The following is a 20,939-nucleotide window of genomic DNA, read 5'->3' as shown; positions in this document are numbered from 1 at the left end:
CCTGCAGGCTACGGCCACGGTGCCCAGATCGGTCGGGCGTTTCGGGAGTCGTGTTCGACCGTTCGCTCAGCTATCGCCGCTCTCGACGGCGGGCCGACGCATCAGCACCGCGCAGGCAACCGTCACCACTGCAACGACCGCCAGCCCGGCGACCGACAACACCAGGTGGTCGGGCTCGATCGTGCGCGTGGCAACTGCGCGGTCGTAGGTAGAGGCGATCTGCGAGCTTGCGGCGTACACCGTCACCGGCAGGGTCATGGTGAACAGCGCAGGCAACGCGACGGCCAATGAACCCGGCGCAGCAGACAGCACGGACACCAGTGCGTACGCGACGACGAACGGCAGGGCGAACTGCGACACCGACGGCAGATTGAGGTAGCCCTCGACCAGGGATGCGCCTGCAACGACGAACAGCCCGCCCAGTCCGACGTAAATCTGCGGCCACCGGTAGCCGATCCCCGCTCCGACGACCAGCAACGCGGCACTTGAGGCCAACTGCAGCGAATCCTCGACGGCGAATCCCATCGAACCGACCGTCGCCGACGCGAACAGCACCAACAGCACGCGCCCGTCCCGACCCGGAAACACGAACGACGCCAACAGCGCAATGGCCGTCATACCGGCGAGTGCACCGAGCCACACGGCTTCCCCACTGTCGTGACCGTCGGCGAACCAGTTCAGAACACCGGCAACCACAGGCAACGGAAGACCGACCAGCAGAATTCTTCGGGTCTCGTGCGACTGCAAAGCCACGTCGCGGTGTGCCACGTACAGCGAGATCGCCGCACCCAGAGCCGCAAGCACCATGATGATCGCCCGCTCCGGAACCACCGCGTCCTCGGCACCGACGACATCCCACACGAACACGGGGCCGTCGTCGGCTTGCAGCAAGGCATCCAGCGCTCTACCGAGAAGACCGGCTCCGACAGCGGCGACCGCCAGCGATGCCTGTGCTCCGCGATGTCGCCCCGCCAGCACGGCGGACGCGCCGAGCAGGGCGCCTGCTCCCACAGCGCCGGCCCAGTCGCCGACCAATCCGGTCACCATGCCGACTGTCCGGAACACGACGACGAATACAGCTCCTATCGCCAACACGAGCACACCCCGTGCATTCCAACGCGCCAGCGCGACGCTGGTCAGGCACGCGGTCAGCGCGAGGACGGTGAGCCCGTTGACGATCGTTGCCGGTGAACCGAATTCGGCCGTGCTGCTCAGCAGGGAGTAGAACGGTCGGATATCACTGATCGCATAGCCGACGACGAAGCCGGCGAGGATCATCGACAGAACTTTCATACTGCCGATCATGCCGTCAGCCGAATTTCACTCCCTGCGCCAGGGGCAGTTCGTTGGAGTAGTTGACCGTGTTCGTCGCTCGACGCATGTAGGCCTTCCATGCGTCCGAACCGGATTCACGTCCGCCGCCGGTTTCCTTCTCGCCGCCGAATGCCCCGCCGATCTCGGCTCCGGACGGTCCGATGTTGACGTTGGCAATACCGCAGTCAGAGCCGGCAGCGGACAGGAAGCGCTCCGCCTCACGGAGGTCCGTGGTGAAGATCGACGACGAAAGACCCTGCGGCACATCGTTGTGCAGTGCGATGGCCTCGTCGAGGGTGTCGTACGTCAGCACGTACATGATGGGAGCGAACGTCTCGTGCTTGACGATGTCGGTCTGCGCAGGCATCGTCACGATCGCGGGCTGGACGTAGAACGAGTACTCGTCGACCACATTCACCCGCTCACCGCCGACGACCACTGTTCCGCCGTCGGACACCGCAGCCTCCAGCGCTTTCTGATACCCCGCGAACGCACCGGCATCGATGAGCGGGCCCACCAAAGTGTCACTGGCCAAAGGGGATCCGATCGACAGCGTCTCGTAGGCCGCAACCAGCTTGCCCACCAACTCGTCCGCGACGGAGGCATGCACGATGACGCGGCGCAGCGAGGTACAGCGCTGACCGGCCGTACCCGCAGCCGAGAACACCAGCCCACGCGTGGTCAGATCGAGATCGGCCGACGGCGTCACGATCGCGGCGTTGTTCCCACCGAGTTCGAGCAACACCCGGCCGAATCGCTCGGCGACGCGAGGCGCGACGGCCCGGCCCATCCTCGTCGAACCGGTTGCCGAGACCAACGCCACCCGCGAATCATCCACCAGCGCTTCGCCGGACGCGCGATCACCGATCACCAGCTGCGCGATCTTGGGGTCGACTCCGGCCGCGGCCGCAGCGCGCTCGAAGAGTGCCTGCACTCCGACGGCGGTCAGCGGAGTCTTCTCCGACGGCTTCCAGATCACCGTGTCTCCCGCGACGAGGGCGAGAGCGGTGTTCCAACTCCACACCGCGACGGGGAAATTGAACGCGGTGATGACGCCTACGACACCAAGCGGATGCCACTGCTCCATCATCCGATGCCCGGGCCGCTCGGTGGCGATCGTGTTTCCGTACAGCTGACGGGACAGTCCGACGGCGAAGTCGCAGATGTCGATCATCTCCTGCACCTCACCGAGCCCCTCGGAGACGATCTTCCCGGCCTCGATGGACACCAGCGCGCCCAGATCCTCCTTGTGTACGCGCAGCAGTTCACCGAGTTCCCTGATCACCTGACCACGCACGGGGGCCGGCACCTGCGACCACGACACGAACGCGGTGCGCGCGTCGGCGACGACGGTCTCGACATCGGACGCAGAGGCCGACGCCAGCGACGCCAGATTCCCACCGGTGATCGGCGACCGCGCGATGATCGAGTCGGGTCCCGCGGGGGCGTCGAGCGCGATCGTGGCACCCAGCCGGTCGAGGATGGCGCGAGTGCGCACACTCAACTCGTCGTGGGTGATGGATGCAGACATGCGCGTACACCTTCCGTGAAGAAAACCGAACTGTCGAAGGTCAGCCTACCGATTGAGGTCACAACCGTATAATTTCCTGCTATATGGGCTTGCTTACGGATTATTTACGCGTATCTTCGTCCTCATGACGCAAGTATTACAGCGCACCGGAGTGACCATCGATGCCTCCAACGTTCGCGAGGTGATCGGTGAACATCTGTTGGCCGACGGTTTCGAGTTGGTCCTCGACCTCGATGCCTCGACCGGATGCACCCTGGTCGACGCCAGGGACGGCACCCGCTACCTGGACCTGTTCACGTTCTTCGCGTCCAACGCCCTCGGCATGAACCATCCCGCTCTGATCGACGACCCGGACTTTCGGGCGGATCTCATGCAGGCGGCGATGAACAAGCCCAGCAATTCCGATATCTACACCGTCCCCATGGCACGGTTCGTGGACACGTTCGCGCGGGTCCTCGGTGACGATCGACTGCCCCACCTGTTCTTCGTCGAAGGCGGCGCCTTGGCGGTGGAGAACGCGCTGAAGGTCGCCTTCGACTGGAAGTCACGCTGGAACGAGCGCAACGGCATCGATCCATCCCTGGGCTCACAGGTGATGCACTTCGAGCACGCGTTCCACGGCCGCTCCGGGTACACGATGTCTTTGACCAACACCGACCCCAACAAGGTCGCACGATTCCCGAAGTTCGATTGGCCGAGAATTCCGTCCCCGTTCATCAGATCCGACGCGAACATGGACGAACTCGAGGACGCATCGTTGGCAGCAGCGCGGGCGGCGTTCGAGGCCAGTCCGCACGACATCGCCTGCGCCATCATCGAACCCATCCAGGGCGAGGGTGGGGACCATCACTTCCGACCTCGATTCCTGCAGAAACTGCGCACCCTCTGCCATGAGTTCGATGCACTGTTCGTCATGGACGAAGTGCAGACCGGAGCCGGAATGACCGGCACCGCATGGGCATTCCAGCAACTCGACGTCGTCCCGGACGTCGTCGCCTTCGGCAAGAAGGTCCAGGTCTGCGGAGTGATGGCCGGCGGTCGCGTCGACGACATCGACGACAACGTCTTCGCCGTCAGCTCACGCATCAATTCGACGTGGGGCGGCAACCTCACCGACATGGTGCGGTCGCGTCGAATCCTGGAAGTCGTCGAATCCGACAACCTCATCTCTCGTGCCGGTCAGCTCGGAGACGTACTGCTGACGATGCTGCAGGAGTTGGCAACTCGACACTCAGTTGTATCCGAGGTCCGTGGACGCGGTCTGATGTGCGCCTTCTCCCTGCCCGACGCCTCCACCCGCGACCGAGTGATCGAACTGTTGCGTACCGAGGAGCATGTCCTGGCGCTCGGCTGCGGCGACGCGGCAGTGCGATTCCGCCCTGCACTGACGATCACCGAAGCCGAACTGACACAGGCAGTCGAGTCCATCGACCGGGTGCTGAGCATGCTCTAGCGCTCGGGCTCGATGTCCTTCTGCACCAATCGAATCTGTGACGTCGGAATGGCACCGGGACGGAAGTAGAAGTTCTCCGGCGACTGCCGCAGATCACCGTCTTCGACGCCGCTGACCTCCCAGACATCGACCGGACCTCCGGTGTTGTTCATGCCAACGAACCAATCACGTTCCCACGCATCGGCTGCCAGAAAGCACCCTTCCTGCTCGGGCTGGTGGCTACCGGCAATACCGCGAGCAGCACCCATGCGACGCCAGTCGAGTCCGTGCTGCCGAATCGACTCACGGTTGAGCACCGAGGTCACGTGATAGCGAATGGTCATCGGCACAAGATAGCAACGGGAGTTCGCCTGGTACAGCGATTATCGGCTCGCCCTCGTCGACTCCACGTCAGGAAAACCTTGACAGCGCCTTGGCCTTCTGTCAGGCTCATCCTGACACAGGAGGTCGGTCATGGATCCCATCACCCTCGCAACCGAGGCAGATATCACCGCTGCAACACAGGCGGTCGTAACGGCAGCAGCCACCGAGGCCGGGCGCATCGCCGACGAGATCATCGGCACCGGCCCCCTGCCGGGCACACCGGACTGGGAGGCCGAGCAATCGACCGACCTGCCCGCACGACGCAGCCTCGCGTGGCATCTGTTGAGCCTTCGTGTTCAACTGGCAGCGGGGCTCGACGGCCTCGAAACCGTTGTGGTGCTGCGAGTTCAGGGTGCAACCTGGGCGACCATCGGCACCGCGGTCGGCATGTCACGGCAGTCTGCGCACGAGCGGTGGGGTGCCCGATCGACGGCGATTCTCGACCCCGTCGGCGACGGACTGCCCGAGATCGTGCCGAACGACAGTCCGGCCTGAATTACAACAGCATTCGTGCTGCGCCTGCTGCCACGGCGTCGGCCGTCCGCTGAAGTGCCGCAGACGACAGTGACCATTGCTGCCAGTACAGCGTCACGTCGTCGATTCCATTGTTGTCGAAGCACTTCAGCGAGTCGCGGGCCTGCAGATCGGGAATCATGCCCCAGCCGAAGCCCAGATCAACGGCCCGCGCATAGTCCGCAGAGGCCGGCACCAGGTGGCGGGGCGGCTCGTCGTGGTCGATACCGAAGCGGCGTAAGTAGTTGTCCTGCAATCGGTCGTCGGCATCGAAGACGACCACTGGGGCGACGCGCAACGCAGCGGCCGTCACACCTGTAGGGAACCACCGTTCGATGAATTCAGGCGTGGCCGACGGCCGGTAGCGCATCGCACCGAGGCGTCGGACGGTGCAGCCACGAACCGGACTGGCCACGGACGTTATTGCGGCGGAGACGATCCCGTCGTGCAGCAGTTGAGCGGTACGATCCTGATCTTGCCGATGCAGGTTGAAGGTCGTCTGGGACGCCAGTGGCGCGAGTGCCGGCAACACCCAGGTCGCCATCGAATCCGCATTGACGGCAAGGGAAATCGGAGCAGCCATGCCGTCGTCGTTCAATTCCGCCCGAGTCTGGTCGGTCAACGTATCGATCTGGTGCGCCAGTCGCAGCACCGCAATGCCGGATTGGGTGGCCACCACCGGTTTGCTTCGTTGCACCAAGGTCCGGCCCAACGACTGCTCGAGGGACTTGATTCGCTGACTCACTGCCGACGGTGTCACGTACAGCGCGCGAGCCGCGGCCTCGAACGTTCCGCCGTCGACCACAGCCTTCAGAGCCCTGAGCTGCTCGATCTCCACCAAATGAAGATACGTTAATCATTCCTGAAATACATTCGCTGGACCTAATCGGTGTGCCCTCCTAGCGTTGGAGTCATGACATCGCTTGCCGCCGCACAATCGACCCTCACCGGGTTGGGCGTCGGACTCTCCCTCATCGTCGCGATCGGAGCCCAGAACGCATTCGTCCTGCGCAAGGGCTTGCAACGCACCCATGTGTTGCCGGTGGTGGCGGTATGCGCCCTGTCCGACGCCATGCTCATCCTGGCCGGGGTGGCAGGAATCGGAGTACTCGTCGACCGGTTCCCCGTAGCTCTGCGCGTCGTGACCGTCCTCGGTGCGCTGTTCCTGCTCGTCTACGGATTGCTGGCACTGAACCGGGCCCGCACGCCATCGTCGATGACGGCGGAGGTGCACGGTGGCGGTTCACTGATCGCCGCCCTCGCCACCTGCCTGGCTCTGACCTGGCTGAACCCGCATGTCTATCTCGACACCGTGGTGTTTCTCGGCTCGATCGGGAACCGTCAGCCGGGAGACCTGCGGTGGTGGTTCGCAGTCGGCGCGATGCTGGGCAGCATTCTGTGGTTCACCGCCCTGGGCTACGGCTCACGAGTGCTCAGTCCGCTGTTCGCGAGGCCGGCGGCGTGGAGGATTCTCGACCTCGGGATCGGCATCATGATGCTGACGCTGGCTGCGCTGCTCGTTTTCGGCTGAGTCACGACACCTGACGTCCCAGCACTTGATCCGCGGTACAACGAGTGATCTGATAGTCGCGAAAGACCGACCGCATGGTCTGACAACCCTGGAGGATTTCCGTGCCGTACCTCGGCTTGCTGATCATGCTGCTGTCCATCTTCTGCTTGATCGACGTCATCACTGCCGACGACTCCGGCATCCGCCACCTTCCGAAAATCGTGTGGCTGCTGCTCGTGATCGTTCTGCCGCTCGCCGGGTCTCTTGCGTGGCTCCTCGTCGGCAGACCCGAGAACGGCGGCATCTGGGGTGGTAGCGGCGCATCCCGGACCGCGTCGGCCTACCCCGAGTACGACGCCAGACCTGGCCGAGCAGTCGCCCAGTCGCAGGAAAGCGACGAGGAATTCCTGCGCCGTTGCCGCGCCCGCGCCGAAGAACAGCGCCGCATCGCCCGCGAGCAGCGCACGAGCGAATAAGCCAACAACGCTCAGTGTCCACAATTTTCGTCTGCGGACGGTTTTCCGCCCGCCGAGCCGAATTGTGGACACTCAGCTCACTACCCGACGACCAGAGAAGCCATGGCCAAGCTGACGACGTTTCCCGAACCGAACTCCGACCTCTCCGATCCCGCCGACCTGTTTCGCGAGTACCTGCGCTTCTATCGCGGCGAGTTGGTTCGGCGAATCACGGACCTGAGCGGCGATTCCCTGACCACCACAGCGGTGCCCTCGAAGTGGACCCCGCTGCAGATGCTCACCCATCTGGTCCACATGGAGCAGCGGTGGTTCGTCTGGGGATTTCTCGGCAGAGCAGTCGAGGAACCGTGGGGAGACCAGAAGGACGGTTCGTGGCACGTGCCGGCAGAGATGGACGCCGAAGCGCTGCTGCAGAGGCTCGACGACGGTGCCCGGCTCACCGACGAGATACTGAGCTCACATCGAATGGACGAAGTGGCCTCTCTGGGTGGACGATTCACCGACGAGCAGCCGACGCTGATCTGGATCTGCTTCCACGTACTTCAGGAATATGCGCGCCACCTCGGACATCTCGATATCGCCGTCGAACTGGCAGGCGGACCGACCGGCGAAGAACCCGAAAGCTGACGCCTCAGACGTTCGCGTACAGATCGACGGTGCTGCCGTCGGGGTCGTGCAGGACGGCATAACGCTGCCCCCAGAACGCATCCCACGGCTGCAGGTGACCGGTGTACCCCGCCGCGGTGACCGCTTCCCACACTGCGTCGACCCCGTCGGGTGTCCCGCAGTCGAAAGCGAGCGCAACGCGGTGACCCCCGCTGGGCGGCGTCCACGTCGGATCGAACGAGGTGATGGTCGACGGCAGGTCGAACAACAGGCGAACCCCGCCGAGGTCCACTTCGACGTGTTGCTCGGCATCGGCGTCGGCCAGAATATCCAGTCCCAGAAGACGATAGAACGCCAGAGACGCGGCCATATCGGCGACGACGATTTCGATTCCTGCCAGACGTGGTGTCACGACCACAAGGCTAGCCGCGTCAGCCCCAGTTCGCGGCATTCGTCAGACAGAACGGATGCCCTGACGGGTCGAGCAACACCCTCCAGGTCTCGCCCAGCTGATCCTCGGGCAGTGTCGCGCCCAGCTCCACTGCCGCACTCGCTGCAGCGTCGAGATCCTCGACCGCGAGATCGAAGTGAAACTGCTTGCTGCCGTTGGCATTGGGCCACGCGGGGGGCCGATAGTCGTCGATGCGACCGAATCCGAGCGCGCTGCTCGGTCCCTGCAGCATCGCGTAGTCCTTCTCCGCATGGACGACGCTCCAGCCCAACAGCGACGACCAGAACGCGGCGCTGACCTCGGGATCCGAGCAGTCCAGGGTGACCATCTTCAGGGTGGCAACGGGTGTCTCGGTCATGGTGTTCCTCCTCCACAGCGGTGTCGGACCAGACTCCTACACTGACGCGCGTGCCGGATAGGAAAAACGCGACAACCACCCAGGCCGGCGTGCTGCGACCGGATCAGCTGGCGCAATACGTCGACCTCGTTCGGCTGCCGTGTGCCCCATCCTTGGAGCCGTGGGTCGAGAACTACTGGCGGCTGCAATGGAATCTGCCGTCCGGCACGTCCTATCGCAGCTCGACGCTCCCTCACCCGGCCTGCACGCTCAGCGTCGAGCACGGATGGACCCGCGAGGGCGTCACCGAGCCGGTGGTCGTGACGGGGGTGCTCACGCACCGCTTCGACGTCGTCCTCGCCGAGTCGGGGTGGGTCTTCGGCGTCAAGTTCCGGCCCGGCGGCTACGCGAGCTTCACCGGCACCGTGGCACGAACCCTGCGCGACGTTCCGGTGGCACCACCGACACCGTTCCGGTCCGAGACCGTCGCTGCACTGGCCGAGCTGGGTGGGCATCTGGAAGTCGACCACTGCCGAACCGTCGTCGACGCGGCTCTCGCGCCCTACACCCGTGACGTGGAGCCGGAGTACGAGACCGTCCTGGATGTCATCGGCACGATGCTCGGTGATCGAACGCTGATACGCGTCGGCCAGGTGGAGGACAGATGCGGCATCGGAACCCGTCGGCTGCAGCGGCTGTTCGAGCGCTATGTCGGTGCGACGCCCAAGTGGGTTCTGGGTCGGTATCGGATTCACGACGCCGTCCGTGACCTCGACGACGGCTACACCGGGTCGCTGGCAGAGTTGGCAGCGCGGTACGGCTGGTTCGACCAGGCGCATTTCACCCGCGAGTTCACCGAACTGGTCGGTGTGTCCCCGGGTACGTATCAACTGTGAGTAACACCTTCGTCACGCAATGCGACTTTTGCCGATTCGTTTGGCACAGTATCCCGCGGTGCTCGGTAGCACCCGGTGGGCAACCGCAGCACAGAGGAAGAGTGGGCTTCAACGCATGATCAACATTCTCGTCGCCGGTGGAATCGCATTGGCGGTCTCGATTCTGTTGACGCCATTTCTCATCGCTCTGTTCACCCGGCAGGGCTTCGGCCAGGAGATCCGCGTCGAAGGTCCGGCGAGCCACCACGCCAAACGCGGGACGCCGACCATGGGCGGCGTCGCGATCATTGTCGGTCTGTGGGCCGGCTACCTCGGCTCTCACCTCGTGGCCATGGGTGGGGACGGGCCGTCGGCGTCCGCCCTGCTGATTCTCGGTCTCGCGACGGCACTCGGCATCGTCGGATTTCTCGACGACTACATCAAGCTCCGCATGAAGCGCAGCCTCGGACTCAAAGCGACCGGCAAGTACGTCGGGCAGATCAGTGCCGCAGTGATCTTCGCCGTGCTGGCGCTGCAGTTCCGCAACGGCAATGGGCTGACTCCGGGCAACGTCGAACTGTCGCTGGTACGCCAATCCACGTTCTTCACCATGGCACCGATCATCTTCGTACTGTTCTGCGTCTTCCTCGTCGTCGCGTGGTCCAATGCGGTCAACCTCACCGACGGGCTCGACGGTTTGGCGGCCGGGTCGATGACCCTCGTCCTCGGCGCGTACACGGTGATGACGTTCTGGCAGTACCGGCAGTCGTGCGCAACCAATTCCGTTGCCGGGTGCTACCAGGTGCGCGATCCGCTCGACCTCGCCGTCGTCTGCGCCGCGGCCGCGGGTGCCTGCATCGGATTCCTGTGGTGGAACGCGGCCCCGGCCAAGATCTTCATGGGCGACACCGGCTCCCTCGCCCTCGGCGGGCTGCTCGCCGGACTGTCGATCGTGAGCAAGACCGAGCTGATCGCCATCGTCTTCGGAGCCCTGTTCGTCGCCGAGAGTGCCTCCGTCGTCATTCAGGTCGCCTCGTTCAAGAGCACCGGAAAAAGGCCGTTCCGAATGGCACCGATTCACCACCACTTCGAGCTGGCCGGCTGGGCGGAAACGACGGTCATCATCCGACTGTGGCTGTTCGCGGCCATCGCGTCGGCGCTGGGACTCGGGTTGTTCTACAGCGAGTTCCTCGCTGCCGTGGGGTGAGCACTACGATTCTGGGGTGACGAACGAACTGTCCCCGGTTGCCAAGGTCGACGCACTCGCGGCCGAACTCGAAAATCTCGATGCTCGACGCGTCGCCATCGGGGTAGAACTCGTCAACCTGCAATTCGGTCTCGACGGCGACGCCAAAATCCGTGCAACGGAGGTCTTCCACAGCGACTATCTGGGACGACTGTTCAACCTGGTCGACGAACTACGTACGGACGAGTAGCGCCTCAGGGCGCGACGATGCACCCCGGCCCGAGAGGAGTGGCCGGGTTGACGGTGACGGTGCGAATCGGGCCGCCCGCTGACGTTTCGTAGGCCATCAACGAGTGTTCGCCCGGTGCGGTCGGAGTCCACAGCGTGAACTTGTGGCCGAGAACTACCGGCGTGCTGAAGTACGGATCGACATTCCATGCCAGTTCCTCGGGGAACATCACCGACTCGTTCGTGTAGTCCTGGATATCGACCCGCGGGCCGCTCGGTGTGTCGGTCCGAGCCACGACGAGATATGTGCACCCCACCCCGAACTGCGTTGTGGGACCGGCACTGAGACCGGGCAGAATGTCGAGGCTCACGACCTCCGCCGACGCAGCTGGAGCAGCCCAACACAGAAACGAGGCCACCACCAGACCCACCGCTACCCCTGCTGCGACGAGATAGAGCGACACAGCGAACCAACTGGGCCGGACGTCGGTCACGCCCAGTTCCTGCGGATCGGGTATGGCGACAGCCCAAACCACCGCTGCCGCAGCGCCTGTCGAGGCACCGACTGCGGCAAGCACCGCGACCAGCTTCTTCCCTGATGGGCTGTCCACGGTCGGGACGCTACCCTTGACCTGAAGCATGGTTCAGGTTTTAGAGTTCAACTCATGACAACGAACAGACCGATGCAACCGCCCGAGCGTCAGCCCATCGGGTTCTGGACCGCGCGCGCCGGAGGGGCGATTCGAGCACGGACCCGAGGAGCACTCCACGATATCGGCGTCACGCAACCCGAATGGTGGCTCCTACACCAGATCTCACTACATCCCGCCGGGGCCGATCGTGGCGAGACGATCGAGAAGATCGGGCACAACGACACTCCGGACGCAATTGTCGAGGCCATCGACTCCGCGCGGTCCAAAGGGTGGATCGTGGAATCGAATTCGAGCCTGAAGTTCACCCCGGACGGTCGCGACACGTTCCGGAGCGCAGCCGATCTTCAGAACATGCTGCAGGACGAGAGAATGAACGGCATCAGTGAGGCCGACTTCGTCACCACCATCGAAGTCCTGCAACGAACAATCCAGAACGTCGGAGGCGACGCCTGGCATTGGTGACGTGTGTGAGACTGTCGGCCATGCGAGCACTCGTTGGTATCTCGACCATCTCGGTCGTCTGCTCGGCCTCGATTGCCTTGTATGCCACTGTGCGGCTGGCATACATCGGGGTCATCGCCATTCGCGCTCGAATATCGTTCGCGGACAATAACGCTGAAGTCAGGTTCTCCGTCGAGCTCTCGAAATCAGCACGCCTACAACGAAGCCGAGCACTGCGCCGAGAACAGGCACACCGACGACGAGGACGGCGAGCTGCCCAGGCATACCCAGGAACTCCGAGTACTGCGGATGGCCTGCGACGAACGCGTAATTCACTCGACGCGGCGCACCGGTCCACAGGACGATACCGATCGACGCGATGAGCCCGAGGGAGAAGCCGATCAGTGTGGAGACCTTACGCATCCGAGCGGGCCTCGTGGGCCGCCGCTGCGAATGCGGCCATGCTCGGGAACGTCATGTCGACACTGTATTCCTCGGACGGCTCCGGCGTTGCTCCCCATCCTGGACGATCGTGTCGACGATCGATCCACACCGAGGCGATGCCGTGCCGTTTCGCCGGCACGTGATCGTGGAACAGGCTCTGCGCAACATGGAGTAGTCGTGATCGGGGGACACCCAGCGTCTCGAGGACTCCGTCGAGCGCGTCGAAGTGGTTGTCGGCCGGCTTGTAGGCCTTGACGTCCTCGGCAGTCACGATGGCATCGAACTGCACGCCGAGCCGACGGCTGCTCCCCGCGAAGCCGTCGCGATGCACATTGGACAGGATGACGAGCTTGTAGCTCTCGCCGAGAGACGACAACGCGTCGGCCGAGTCCTCGAATGCCGGCCATTCCGGAACGGAAGCACCGAGCTTGTTCGCCCACTCGGCCGAGACAGGTATTCCCAACGTACCGCCGGTCCGCGCGAAGGCGTCCGCCAGTATCCGGGGGTACAGCGCAGTGGGCGAATCGCGCTGCGCCTGAGCTTCGTTGACGGCGTAGACGGCAAGAAGCTCGTCGTCGGACAACCGCGAACCGGCCTGCTGCGCCCATGGTCTGAGCACTTCGAGGATGCCGACTTCCCAATCGATCAGCGTTCCGTAGCAATCGAAGCTCAGGACGTCGTAATCGGCGAGATTCATGTAGCCGGGCCTCCTTGCGAGAGTTCTATGGCGGCGGATTGTTCGTGTCGATACCGTCTTCAGGTCATGAGCAGCCTACTGCCCTTTGTCTGCCCGCGACCGTCCGACTCTCGCTGCAACCAGTGGACCGTCACTGACCGACAGAAGTCAAACTTCCTGCGCGACATAGTGTGTCGAGCTGTTCACCAAGGCGGGAAGCGACCTGGGTAGAATTCCACCCAGTCGACTCGACAGACGACGAAGGGCAGCCCCATGAGCATCGACAGCGGCGGCACCGACGGTGACGTGCGTAATGTCTCCGACGCGATAAACATGATCGAGCAGCCTTGGCAACCTCACCGACTCGTCAGCATCAACGACCACGATGTCAAAGTGGTGAAGCTACTCGGGGAATTCGTCTGGCACACACACCCTGACACCGACGAGATGTTCTTCGTCCACAGCGGAGAACTGACCATTCAGCTTCGCGACCGTGATGTCGTTCTCGGTCCCGGTGACGTTTTCGTCGTTCCAGCAGGAGTCGAACACTGCCCCAAGGCCGTCGAGGAAGTGTCCGCTCTGCTGTTCGAGAGAGCAGGCACCGTCAACACCGGGGATGCGGGCGGGGACCTAACTTCGCAGGTCCGAGAGATGTGACGCGAATTCTGTTGCGGCCCGCTGTTCCGACCGATGCAGATTTCCTGTTCTCGATGGCATCGGACGTCGAGGTCGTTCGATGGATCGGAGACGGAGCGGCTTGGAACAGAGCCTATTTCGACCGTCGGTTCGCGCGGCCGTTGAGCGCTGGGGACACCCGGATGCCGGACGTGCCGAGGTGGTTCATCGGCATGAACGAAGAGCAACGTCCCGTCGGCTTGCTCAGTCTGATTCGACGATCGGACCACATCGAGGTCGGATACTGGGTGGATCCGGCCCAATGGGGTCGTGGCTACGCCGGCGAACTGCTCGACCTTGCGCAGGATCACACCGATGGTCTTGCGATGGTCGCGCAGGTGTATCGGGCAAACAGTGCCTCGCGTCGGGTGCTCGAGCGTGCCGGGTTCGAGCTCGTCGACGACGGAGATCCCATGATCTTTCGCGCTCCGCCGAGTCAGACGATCACCAGGCCCTGATGGGGCGGGGTCGAACCGTGGTGCGGCCGGTGGTGACGCCCCGGACCATGGGTCTCATCAGGAACTCGTGCGGGAACCCGAGGTCGATATCGCTGGCTGCGTGCAGTGTGTGAAGGTGGGATTCGTCGAAGGTGATATCGAGGGCAGAGATGTTCTGCTGCAACTGTTCCGGAGTTCGCGCGCCGATCAGGGAGCTGACGACGGACGGATGCCGAAGCGTCCACGCCAGAGCCACCTGAGCAGAAGTCACGCCGAGTTGGCGCGCGACGTCGACGACGGCGTCCGCGATTGCGAGCCCCCGCGTCGTCAGCGTTCCGTTCGCCTTCGCATGATCGCGTCGAGTTCCGGCCGGCGCATCGGAACCCGGGGTCGCGAGGTCCGCGGTGGTGTATTTTCCGGTCAGCACTCCGCCGCCCAGCGGTGCCCAGGGAACCACGCCGAGTCCCAGATCTGCAGCCGTGGGCAGCAATTCACGTTCGGTGGTTCTCTCGACGACCCGGATCTACGGCTGATCGTATATCGGCCTACCGATGCCGAATCTCGCTGCGCACTCGATGAACTCATCCGCTCACGTTCTCGTCGAAAACAGCGGCACCTACGCACGATCTGAATCCGACCTTCCGCGGCACGGAAAGTCGAGACTCCATCGGTGCAGTGCTCCTATCGTTCGAGTCGGAACGAAGGAAGGTCAACAACATGCTCGACACGTGGAACGCGGCGCTCGACTACATCGAGGACCATCTCGACCGCGAGATCGATCCGACCGAGCTCGCTCGGATCACCCTCACATCGGAGTATCACTTTCGGCGCGTGTTCTCGGCGCTCGCCGGACTACCGCTGTCGCTGTACATCCGTGAACGCAGAATGACGGTGGCAGCAGCTGATCTGCTCGACGGCATGGGTGTGCTCGACGTGGCATCCAAGTACGGCTACACCGCCGACGCTTTCACTCGCGCATTCCGAGACATGCACGGCCTCACACCATCTCGAGCCCGTCGACCGGGAGCCATCCTTCGTTCCAGACCAGCGGTGACATTTCACCTGACCATCGAAGGACGGAGCACCATGCGATACCGCATCACCGAACTGCCGCCATTCCACATCGTCGGCAAAGCCACCCGAATCCCACTTCGGTATCGCGGAGAGAACACCGCCATGACCGAGTTCCATCGAAGCCTCGGCCCCGGAACCGGCGAAAGATTACGCACCCTCGCCGACCTACCCGAATTCCCGGACATCCTCTTCGTCAGCGACGGCTTCGAGCCCGACCGCGAAGACGGCAGTCTCTTCGACTACTACTTCGCCGTCGCCAGCACTGCGCCCGCACCACACGAGTGGAACACCCTGGACGTACCCGCATCGACCTGGGCTGTATTCCAGACGAGCAGCGACACAGCTTTAGCCCCCGCACTCCAACAACTGTGGGCCGACGCCTTCGGCGAATGGTTCCCCTCCAACCCCTACGAAGTGATCCCGGGACCGGAAATCCTGACCGTCACCGAGGCCTCCCCCAACTGGTCCTCGGGAGCGGGAGAACTGTGGATTCCAATTCAACGAAGTCGATAGTCGCCTCTCTCCTTCCCCTCCCCACCTCCCGTCGCGGCCTGTCATGGTCACTCAATGTGACATTCAGTGGCCTTTTCGGGGGTCGATGTCACATCGAGTGGACTGCGAGCGGGTGCCTAGCGCACTGCCCTCGATAGTGTGGAGGCATGTGGGCCGGTCGACGCGAGGCGTTGCGTCGGCGATATCTGTCGCTAGGGCTCGGCGAGCTTGCCGCAGCAGTTGTCTTCCTGACGGTCGCCCTCACCATGGCGATGCCGAGGCTCGACGACCAGCAGGACCGTCTGGCGTTGTGGTCCGCCCTTGTCCCATTGCTTATCGTGCTCGTACAAGCTGGTATCTACTGGCTGCTGGCGCGTTCCTGGGTAGAACACCACCCGATGCCCGTCTTCCTCCGCGGGGTTTACCGAGTATGTCGAATTGCCGACGTCGCGTTGCTGGCTGCCGGGTTGGTGGGCATCATCGTCTGGTTTCCCGCCGGGATCGCCGCTGCTCTCGCCGTCGTCGCCGTGTGGCTCTTCGGAGTCGTCGAATTCGTCAACTACTTCGTCGTCAGACTTTCTTATCCGGTCCGCAGTTGGTTTTCGAATGTCAGCCAGCTGCGCACACCTCGATTGGCGCACGACATGATCACTGTTGCCTGACGCCACCGACGGAGTCCCTCGCGGGTACTCGATGTGACATTCGGTGGCCTTTTCGGGGGTCAATGTCACATCGAGTGGACTTCGGGTGACCGGTCTGCGAGTTCAGGACGATCGACGAGACAGGATTTTTGCGATGTCGGCCAGAGCAGGGATTGCCGCAGAGAGTGCTCTACGGCTGTCCACGGTCAGCTCGTCGAGTGCGTCGGAAAGCACCTGCGAACTGACTGCGTCATATTCGGCGAGTAGACGGAGGGCCTTCGGCGACGCCGTCAGGGTCGCTCCCCGGAGATCGTTCGACGAGATCGATCGTTCGACGAGACCAGCGTCGGCCATTGCTTTGATCAGGTTGCTGACGGTGGAGCGGGCGAGGTCGAGATGTGCGGCGAGGACTCCGGGGCTCATCGACGGCTTGTCGGCGAGGGCTCTCATCACTTCGACGTGTGAGTCAGGGAGGTCCGGCAAGTCCGCGGCTTCGCGGGTCGCGCGGAGCAACGAGCGCCGCAGCGGTCCCAGTTGTCGACCGAGTTCGATTGCGGAGGAATGCACTGTCCGATGATCTCACATGTAGTTTTGCCGCAAACATAGTTTTGTGACAAAATGTTTTCATGACTACAGAGACCTCGGTTCAGAATCCGGTGCCGGATCAGGACCTGAGCGGCATCGTCGGACATCGATTCATCTACACGTACGCGAACAACTGGCAGTAAGAGATGTACGTCAAGAACGCCACGACGATCGACTACCGCATCCACACCGGCATGGTCGGTGGTCGATGGGTCAAGGACCAGGAAGTCGATCTGGTCCAACTCGACGACGATGTCTACAAGATCTCGTGGAACGAGCCGACCGGGACATCCGTCGTCGTCAACGTCATTCCCGGCAAGCGGCGCCTGCATGGCACGATCTTCTTCCCGCAATGGATCGAACTCGACGGAACCAAGACCGTTCTGTATCAGAATGACCACCTCGACCGAATGCGCGCCTACCGCGACACGGGCCCGACCTACCCCATCTATGTGGTTCCCGAATTCGCCACCATCACTCTGTTCGAGCACGTCGGCGTCGACGACGAGACGATCGTGTCGGTTGCGCCCAGCGATTTGCCCGACGGATTTGCCGACCGAACCAACTGACATGCGTCCAGAACTGGTCTTCGTCGCCCATCTGTCGGTGACCGTAGGTGAACCGATCGACCTTGGCGAGGTGGCCGATGGTCACCGTCGCCTGGTGCCGATCCTCGGCGGTACCGTCGAGGGCCCGTTCCTGCAGGGCCGAGTTCTACCCGGAGGTGCGGATCACCAGATTCTCCGCACGGCGACACTCACCGAGTTGGACGCCAGATACGCACTCGAGACCGATGCGGGCGAGCGGATCACGATACGCAACGTCGGCGTACGAAGTGGTGCCGAAGATGACATCGCCGCACTTGTCCGCGGTGAACCTGTGCCCGCCGATCGCATCTACTTCCGTAGTCAACCCAGACTGTCCTCCGCCGCGAGCAGACTCCGATGGATGAACGAGCGCATGTTCATCGGATCCGCCCAGCGATTGCCGAACTCCGTGGAGCTGGACGTCTACCAGGTCACCTGACCGACGCGATTCCGCGCAGTCAATGTGACTGTGAGTATGAATGTGTCCGGTGATACTGGATATCTGCGGTGGGTTGGGGCCTGACTCTCAATGTGACCGACGCCCGGTGGGCTGTCCTTCGAACGATGTGTCGGTACCCGACCCGCTGTTGCTGCTCACACGCGACCGGTGGGGCGAAGTGACTTCATAGGAGCCTGTCCAAAGAGTCCCATCACAGTCTTGTCCGCCGTCCCCGGCCGGTGCGTGGCCACCACCACGAAGGGATAGCCATGTCCAGCATGACCGACAATCCACCCGATGTCAGCACCACCGTCTTCGTCGGCGTCGACACACACAAGAACACCAATCACGCCGCGATCATCGACCACCTCGGACGCGAGGTCGGCGACCGAGAATTCCCCACCACCGCCGCCGGCCACGTGGACCTGATCGCCTGGATCACCGCGGCCGGAAAGGTCGAGCGAATCGGAGTCGAAGGTACCGGCAGTTATGGATCGACACTGGCCACTGCGCTACGCCTGAGCGGGCTCGAGGTCGTCGATGTCGATCGCCCCGACCGACGCTCTCGCCGCTTCCACGGCAAATCCGACCCACTCGATGCCCATTCCGCAGCGCGCGCAGCATTGACCGGAAAGGCCACCACCACACCGAAGGCCCACGACGGCAACGTCGAAGCGATTCGCTTCTTGCACAACGCACGTCACTCGGCAGTCAAAGCCCGCGCCGAAGCGGTCACACAACTGAAATCGATGATCGTCAATGCCCCAGAAGGCATACGCGCCGAGCTCCGTCAGCTCACCGACGCGCACCTGTTCGCCGCATGCGCAGCATTGCCACACGCACCGCGTCGGCCCGTCGATCTCGATTCCGCAGTCGGTGCCGCACTGCGGTCGGTGTCCCGCCGAATTCTCGACCTCACCGCCGAGGAACGAATCCTCGCCAAACAAATAGAGGCACTCGTCACCGCACACGCACCGCAGCTCCTCGCCCGATTCGGGATCGGAACCAGCACAGCTGCACAACTGTTGATAACAGTCGGCGACAACCCCGAACGGATCACCTCCGAAGCGTCCTTCGCGCACCTGTGCGGAGTTGCACCGATCCAGGCATCCTCGGGCCGCACACAACGTCACCGCCTCGACCGAGGCGGTGACCGTCAAGCGAACCGGGCGCTCTACACGATCGCCATCACCCGCCTACGCGGCGACGAACGAACCCAGCAGTATCGGGACCGGCGACTGACAGAAGGCAAGACCCCACGCGAGATCACCCGATGCCTCAAACGCGCCATCGCCCGCGAAATCTACGGCCTACTCAAGCCGCCCCAGACCACTTGACAAACATAGGAGCATCGTTCGGTGGCCTTTTGGGCGGTCAATGGCACATCGAGTGGACTTGGAGGGGCGTCAGGCGATCGCTTGGCCGTAGACGTGTGTCACCGCGATGGTCACCAGTACTCGTCGGTCGGCGACCATGACTGCTCGGTATTCGTTCCAATCGGGGTGCTCACCGGCGGCGGCGCGGAAGTAGTCCACCAAGGCATCGACTTCGGGGCTCTCGGGTGACGATCCCGGGCCGGTGAGAGTGACGGTTCCTTCCGCCGTCGCCCATGAGGTGCCGTCGGCGCTGGTCACTTCGAGCGCGGCGCGAGGATCTCGGCGTAGGTTCGTCGTTTTCGCTCGTCCTTCGGTGACCGAGATCGTGATGGTGCCGGCTGCCCGGTCGTAGAACGGCGTCACCGGGGATAGCTGCGGAAGTCCGCTGGATTTGATGGTGGCCAGGACTCCGATTCGGCTCTGCTCGAGAAGGTCGTGTGGATCGTAGGTAGTTCCGGTCATGGAGTCCCCTTCGGTCGTGGAAACAAGCGTGCACGAGCTTCCGAAGAAAACGCCGTCGACGACGCGATTGTTCCGTTCCGGCCTCACGACTGTCTGTCGTCGAAAAGCTCCGCCGCGTAGGCCCCGATTGCTCGACGGTATCTCCCCAGCACCGGGTCTGCCGCATGCAGTGCGTTCCGCAGAGCCTGTGCCCCGTCGCCTTTGTCCCAGAGCGCGAGTGCCACGAATGCATCTCGCGCAGAGCGGTATTCGGTGGAGAACTCGAACTCCTCCAGCACTCGCAGCGCGTCGTCCTGTCGACCGACGTTGCGGAGCGAACTCGCCAGTTGAATCCGAGCCTGGTTCTCCCTGTCGGTATCGAGCCCGTGGGACAACGATGCCTCGTACAGCGGAACGGCCGCGGATTCTTCACCCAAGAAGCCCTCGAGGCATGCTCGCTCGAACAATGCACGGGCATCGGAACACTTTGCAGTGGAGAGTAATTGGTTGATCTGGATTCGCATACGAACCGCATCTGCATCGTCGGCATCGCGCCAGAATTCGGCCATTCGATCTTCCCAACTCAGCATGAGACGATCGTCCACGATGCTGGGGTCTGCCGCCACCGCTGTGTCCCTCGGCATGTGCAGTGTCTTCGCGACACGAGCAACGTAGTTCGGAGAAGCGACGAAGCCGACTCCCTGACGTAGCGATCACACTCGACAGCTATCGAGCTGCTACGAATTCGATTCGATTGCCCACACCGTCGCGGGTATGGAACCGTCGACGACCCGGTATCTCCTGAGGGTCGGCCCAACTCACTGGGTAGCCAGCGGACGTCAACGCTGCAGCGGTTGCATCGACGTCGACGACGAAGGCCGGGTGCGCCTTCCGTGCGGGACGAAAGTCGTCCTCGATGCCGACATGCACCTCACCATCGGGACCGCCGACTCCCGGTACGCGAAACCAACAGCCCCCGCGGACGGCCAACGGCGCAGGCTTCGGGATCTCCTCCCAGCCCAAGGCACCCGAATAGAACTCACGCTCGCGGTCTTCGCCGCCCGCCGGACATGCGACCTGCACGTGGTGAATCATCGAACGAACGTACCGCCGACTCGATTGACACGTCGATGAA

At 63.2% G+C, this 20,939-nt stretch carries 29 protein-coding genes and 1 pseudogene; 16 read left to right on the top strand and 14 right to left on the bottom strand.

The features are described 5' to 3' along the window. Positions 1 to 66: 66 nt before the first annotated feature. Positions 67 to 1,293: a hypothetical protein gene (locus tag AABD04_RS00420; protein ID WP_341439813.1), complete on the bottom strand. Its 1,227-nt coding sequence runs from the start codon at positions 1,291 to 1,293 to the stop codon at positions 67 to 69. Between the two features lie 16 nt (positions 1,294 to 1,309). Beyond that, positions 1,310 to 2,845, bottom strand: coding sequence for an L-piperidine-6-carboxylate dehydrogenase (gene amaB, locus AABD04_RS00415; RefSeq protein WP_243595760.1), 1,536 nt, complete (start codon positions 2,843 to 2,845; stop codon positions 1,310 to 1,312). Positions 2,846 to 3,002: 157 nt separating this feature from the next. Between amaB and lat the strand changes: the two genes are divergently transcribed. After that, on the top strand, positions 3,003 to 4,298 hold the full coding sequence (gene lat / locus AABD04_RS00410; RefSeq protein WP_423228196.1) for an L-lysine 6-transaminase: 1,296 nt from the start codon (positions 3,003 to 3,005) through the stop codon (positions 4,296 to 4,298). Here the strand turns inward: lat and AABD04_RS00405 are convergent. Further along, the gene (locus tag AABD04_RS00405) at positions 4,295 to 4,621 is read right to left on the bottom strand and encodes a hypothetical protein (protein WP_243595758.1); all 327 of its coding nucleotides are present in this window, start codon (positions 4,619 to 4,621) and stop codon (positions 4,295 to 4,297) included. The two genes, lat and AABD04_RS00405, sit on opposite strands and share 4 nt — an antisense overlap. A 130-nt stretch (positions 4,622 to 4,751) precedes the next feature. Between AABD04_RS00405 and AABD04_RS00400 the strand changes: the two genes are divergently transcribed. Beyond that, positions 4,752 to 5,156, top strand: a complete 405-nt coding sequence (locus tag AABD04_RS00400) for a hypothetical protein (protein WP_341439811.1) — start codon at positions 4,752 to 4,754, stop codon at positions 5,154 to 5,156. A gap of 1 nt (position 5,157) precedes the next feature. On the opposite strand, the gene AABD04_RS00395 is transcribed toward AABD04_RS00400, so the two are convergent. After that, complete coding sequence (locus AABD04_RS00395; RefSeq protein ID WP_423228101.1) at positions 5,158 to 6,012, bottom strand: LysR family transcriptional regulator ArgP; 855 nt, start codon at positions 6,010 to 6,012, stop codon at positions 5,158 to 5,160. A gap of 75 nt (positions 6,013 to 6,087) precedes the next feature. Between AABD04_RS00395 and AABD04_RS00390 the strand changes: the two genes are divergently transcribed. The 3 genes from AABD04_RS00390 (at position 6,088) to AABD04_RS00380 (ending at position 7,787) form a co-directional block, all read left to right on the top strand. Beyond that, on the top strand, positions 6,088 to 6,705 hold the full coding sequence (locus AABD04_RS00390) for a LysE/ArgO family amino acid transporter (RefSeq protein ID WP_341439809.1): 618 nt from the start codon (positions 6,088 to 6,090) through the stop codon (positions 6,703 to 6,705). 101 nt (positions 6,706 to 6,806) lie between these two features. Beyond that, entirely contained in the window at positions 6,807 to 7,160 is a 354-nt protein-coding gene (locus AABD04_RS00385; RefSeq protein ID WP_341439808.1) for a PLD nuclease N-terminal domain-containing protein, read from the top strand. 102 nt (positions 7,161 to 7,262) lie between these two features. Then, a complete protein-coding gene (locus tag AABD04_RS00380) occupies positions 7,263 to 7,787 on the top strand; it encodes a mycothiol transferase (RefSeq protein WP_341439807.1) in 525 nt (174 codons plus the stop codon). Between the two features lie 4 nt (positions 7,788 to 7,791). Here the strand turns inward: AABD04_RS00380 and AABD04_RS00375 are convergent, their stop codons facing one another. Next, positions 7,792 to 8,217 (bottom strand): VOC family protein, encoded by a 426-nt coding sequence (locus tag AABD04_RS00375; protein WP_423228100.1) that lies wholly within the window; start codon positions 8,215 to 8,217, stop codon positions 7,792 to 7,794. Beyond that, positions 8,198 to 8,575 (bottom strand): VOC family protein, encoded by a 378-nt coding sequence (locus tag AABD04_RS00370; RefSeq protein ID WP_341439805.1) that lies wholly within the window; start codon positions 8,573 to 8,575, stop codon positions 8,198 to 8,200. Before AABD04_RS00370 ends, AABD04_RS00375 begins: the two co-directional genes overlap by 20 nt. A gap of 50 nt (positions 8,576 to 8,625) precedes the next feature. Here AABD04_RS00370 and AABD04_RS00365 point away from each other — a divergent pair, with 50 nt between their 5' ends. The 3 genes from AABD04_RS00365 (at position 8,626) to AABD04_RS00355 (ending at position 10,865) form a co-directional block, all read left to right on the top strand. Next, positions 8,626 to 9,450, top strand: coding sequence for a helix-turn-helix transcriptional regulator (locus tag AABD04_RS00365; protein WP_341439804.1), 825 nt, complete (start codon positions 8,626 to 8,628; stop codon positions 9,448 to 9,450). 115 nt (positions 9,451 to 9,565) lie between these two features. Then, on the top strand, positions 9,566 to 10,636 hold the full coding sequence (gene mraY / locus AABD04_RS00360) for a phospho-N-acetylmuramoyl-pentapeptide-transferase (protein WP_243595750.1): 1,071 nt from the start codon (positions 9,566 to 9,568) through the stop codon (positions 10,634 to 10,636). A 16-nt stretch (positions 10,637 to 10,652) separates the two neighbouring features. Then, entirely contained in the window at positions 10,653 to 10,865 is a 213-nt protein-coding gene (locus AABD04_RS00355) for an oxidoreductase (RefSeq protein WP_341439803.1), read from the top strand. 4 nt (positions 10,866 to 10,869) lie between these two features. On the opposite strand, the gene AABD04_RS00350 is transcribed toward AABD04_RS00355, so the two are convergent. Continuing rightward, complete coding sequence (locus AABD04_RS00350; RefSeq protein WP_341439802.1) at positions 10,870 to 11,454, bottom strand: hypothetical protein; 585 nt, start codon at positions 11,452 to 11,454, stop codon at positions 10,870 to 10,872. A gap of 54 nt (positions 11,455 to 11,508) precedes the next feature. Here AABD04_RS00350 and AABD04_RS00345 point away from each other — a divergent pair, with 54 nt between their 5' ends. After that, positions 11,509 to 11,958: a MarR family winged helix-turn-helix transcriptional regulator gene (locus AABD04_RS00345; protein WP_341439801.1), complete on the top strand. Its 450-nt coding sequence runs from the start codon at positions 11,509 to 11,511 to the stop codon at positions 11,956 to 11,958. A 159-nt stretch (positions 11,959 to 12,117) separates the two neighbouring features. Here the strand turns inward: AABD04_RS00345 and AABD04_RS00340 are convergent, their stop codons facing one another. Beyond that, a complete protein-coding gene (locus AABD04_RS00340) occupies positions 12,118 to 12,360 on the bottom strand; it encodes a hypothetical protein (protein WP_243595746.1) in 243 nt (80 codons plus the stop codon). Further along, a complete protein-coding gene (locus AABD04_RS00335; RefSeq protein ID WP_341439800.1) occupies positions 12,353 to 13,078 on the bottom strand; it encodes an HAD-IA family hydrolase in 726 nt (241 codons plus the stop codon). The genes AABD04_RS00340 and AABD04_RS00335 overlap by 8 nt, the downstream gene beginning before the upstream one ends. Positions 13,079 to 13,390: 312 nt before the next feature. Here AABD04_RS00335 and AABD04_RS00330 point away from each other — a divergent pair, with 312 nt between their 5' ends. Further along, entirely contained in the window at positions 13,391 to 13,714 is a 324-nt protein-coding gene (locus AABD04_RS00330; protein ID WP_243595923.1) for a cupin domain-containing protein, read from the top strand. After that, positions 13,711 to 14,190, top strand: a complete 480-nt coding sequence (locus AABD04_RS00325) for a GNAT family N-acetyltransferase (protein WP_243595743.1) — start codon at positions 13,711 to 13,713, stop codon at positions 14,188 to 14,190. The genes AABD04_RS00330 and AABD04_RS00325 overlap by 4 nt, the downstream gene beginning before the upstream one ends. Here AABD04_RS00325 and AABD04_RS00320 read toward each other — a convergent pair. After that, entirely contained in the window at positions 14,177 to 14,659 is a 483-nt protein-coding gene (locus AABD04_RS00320) for an aldo/keto reductase (protein ID WP_341439799.1), read from the bottom strand. The two genes, AABD04_RS00325 and AABD04_RS00320, sit on opposite strands and share 14 nt — an antisense overlap. A gap of 227 nt (positions 14,660 to 14,886) precedes the next feature. On the opposite strand from AABD04_RS00320, the gene AABD04_RS00315 reads away from it, so the two are divergent. Further along, positions 14,887 to 15,756, top strand: coding sequence for an AraC family transcriptional regulator (locus tag AABD04_RS00315; RefSeq protein WP_341439798.1), 870 nt, complete (start codon positions 14,887 to 14,889; stop codon positions 15,754 to 15,756). Between the two features lie 146 nt (positions 15,757 to 15,902). Continuing rightward, the gene (locus tag AABD04_RS00310) at positions 15,903 to 16,397 is read left to right on the top strand and encodes a hypothetical protein (protein ID WP_341439797.1); all 495 of its coding nucleotides are present in this window, start codon (positions 15,903 to 15,905) and stop codon (positions 16,395 to 16,397) included. 102 nt (positions 16,398 to 16,499) lie between these two features. Here AABD04_RS00310 and AABD04_RS00305 read toward each other — a convergent pair whose 3' ends face one another. Further along, positions 16,500 to 16,943, bottom strand: coding sequence for a MarR family winged helix-turn-helix transcriptional regulator (locus tag AABD04_RS00305; RefSeq protein WP_341439796.1), 444 nt, complete (start codon positions 16,941 to 16,943; stop codon positions 16,500 to 16,502). Between the two features lie 59 nt (positions 16,944 to 17,002). On the opposite strand from AABD04_RS00305, the pseudogene AABD04_RS00300 reads away from it, so the two are divergent. From AABD04_RS00300 to AABD04_RS00290, 3 genes and pseudogenes are all read left to right on the top strand, one after another. Then, positions 17,003 to 17,530: pseudogene (locus AABD04_RS00300) on the top strand (phenolic acid decarboxylase). Position 17,531: 1 nt separating this feature from the next. Further along, a complete protein-coding gene (locus tag AABD04_RS00295; RefSeq protein ID WP_341439795.1) occupies positions 17,532 to 17,987 on the top strand; it encodes a DUF3237 domain-containing protein in 456 nt (151 codons plus the stop codon). Positions 17,988 to 18,256: 269 nt separating this feature from the next. Further along, the gene (locus AABD04_RS00290) at positions 18,257 to 19,324 is read left to right on the top strand and encodes an IS110 family RNA-guided transposase (protein ID WP_341439794.1); all 1,068 of its coding nucleotides are present in this window, start codon (positions 18,257 to 18,259) and stop codon (positions 19,322 to 19,324) included. A gap of 69 nt (positions 19,325 to 19,393) precedes the next feature. On the opposite strand, the gene AABD04_RS00285 is transcribed toward AABD04_RS00290, so the two are convergent. The 3 genes from AABD04_RS00285 to AABD04_RS00275 form a co-directional block, all read right to left on the bottom strand. Next, positions 19,394 to 19,825 (bottom strand): PPOX class F420-dependent oxidoreductase, encoded by a 432-nt coding sequence (locus AABD04_RS00285; RefSeq protein ID WP_341439793.1) that lies wholly within the window; start codon positions 19,823 to 19,825, stop codon positions 19,394 to 19,396. Between the two features lie 83 nt (positions 19,826 to 19,908). Beyond that, a complete protein-coding gene (locus AABD04_RS00280) occupies positions 19,909 to 20,448 on the bottom strand; it encodes a tetratricopeptide repeat protein (protein WP_341439792.1) in 540 nt (179 codons plus the stop codon). Positions 20,449 to 20,530: 82 nt separating this feature from the next. Continuing rightward, a complete protein-coding gene (locus AABD04_RS00275) occupies positions 20,531 to 20,899 on the bottom strand; it encodes a VOC family protein (protein WP_341439791.1) in 369 nt (122 codons plus the stop codon). Between the last annotated feature and the right edge of the window lie 40 nt (positions 20,900 to 20,939).

Origin of the sequence: Rhodococcoides navarretei (assembly GCF_038069675.1) — a bacterium.
GTDB classification, from domain to species: domain Bacteria; phylum Actinomycetota; class Actinomycetes; order Mycobacteriales; family Mycobacteriaceae; genus Rhodococcoides; species Rhodococcoides navarretei.
The sequence above is the reverse complement of the archived record's forward strand: the minus strand, read 5'-3'. Positions and strand labels throughout refer to the sequence as shown.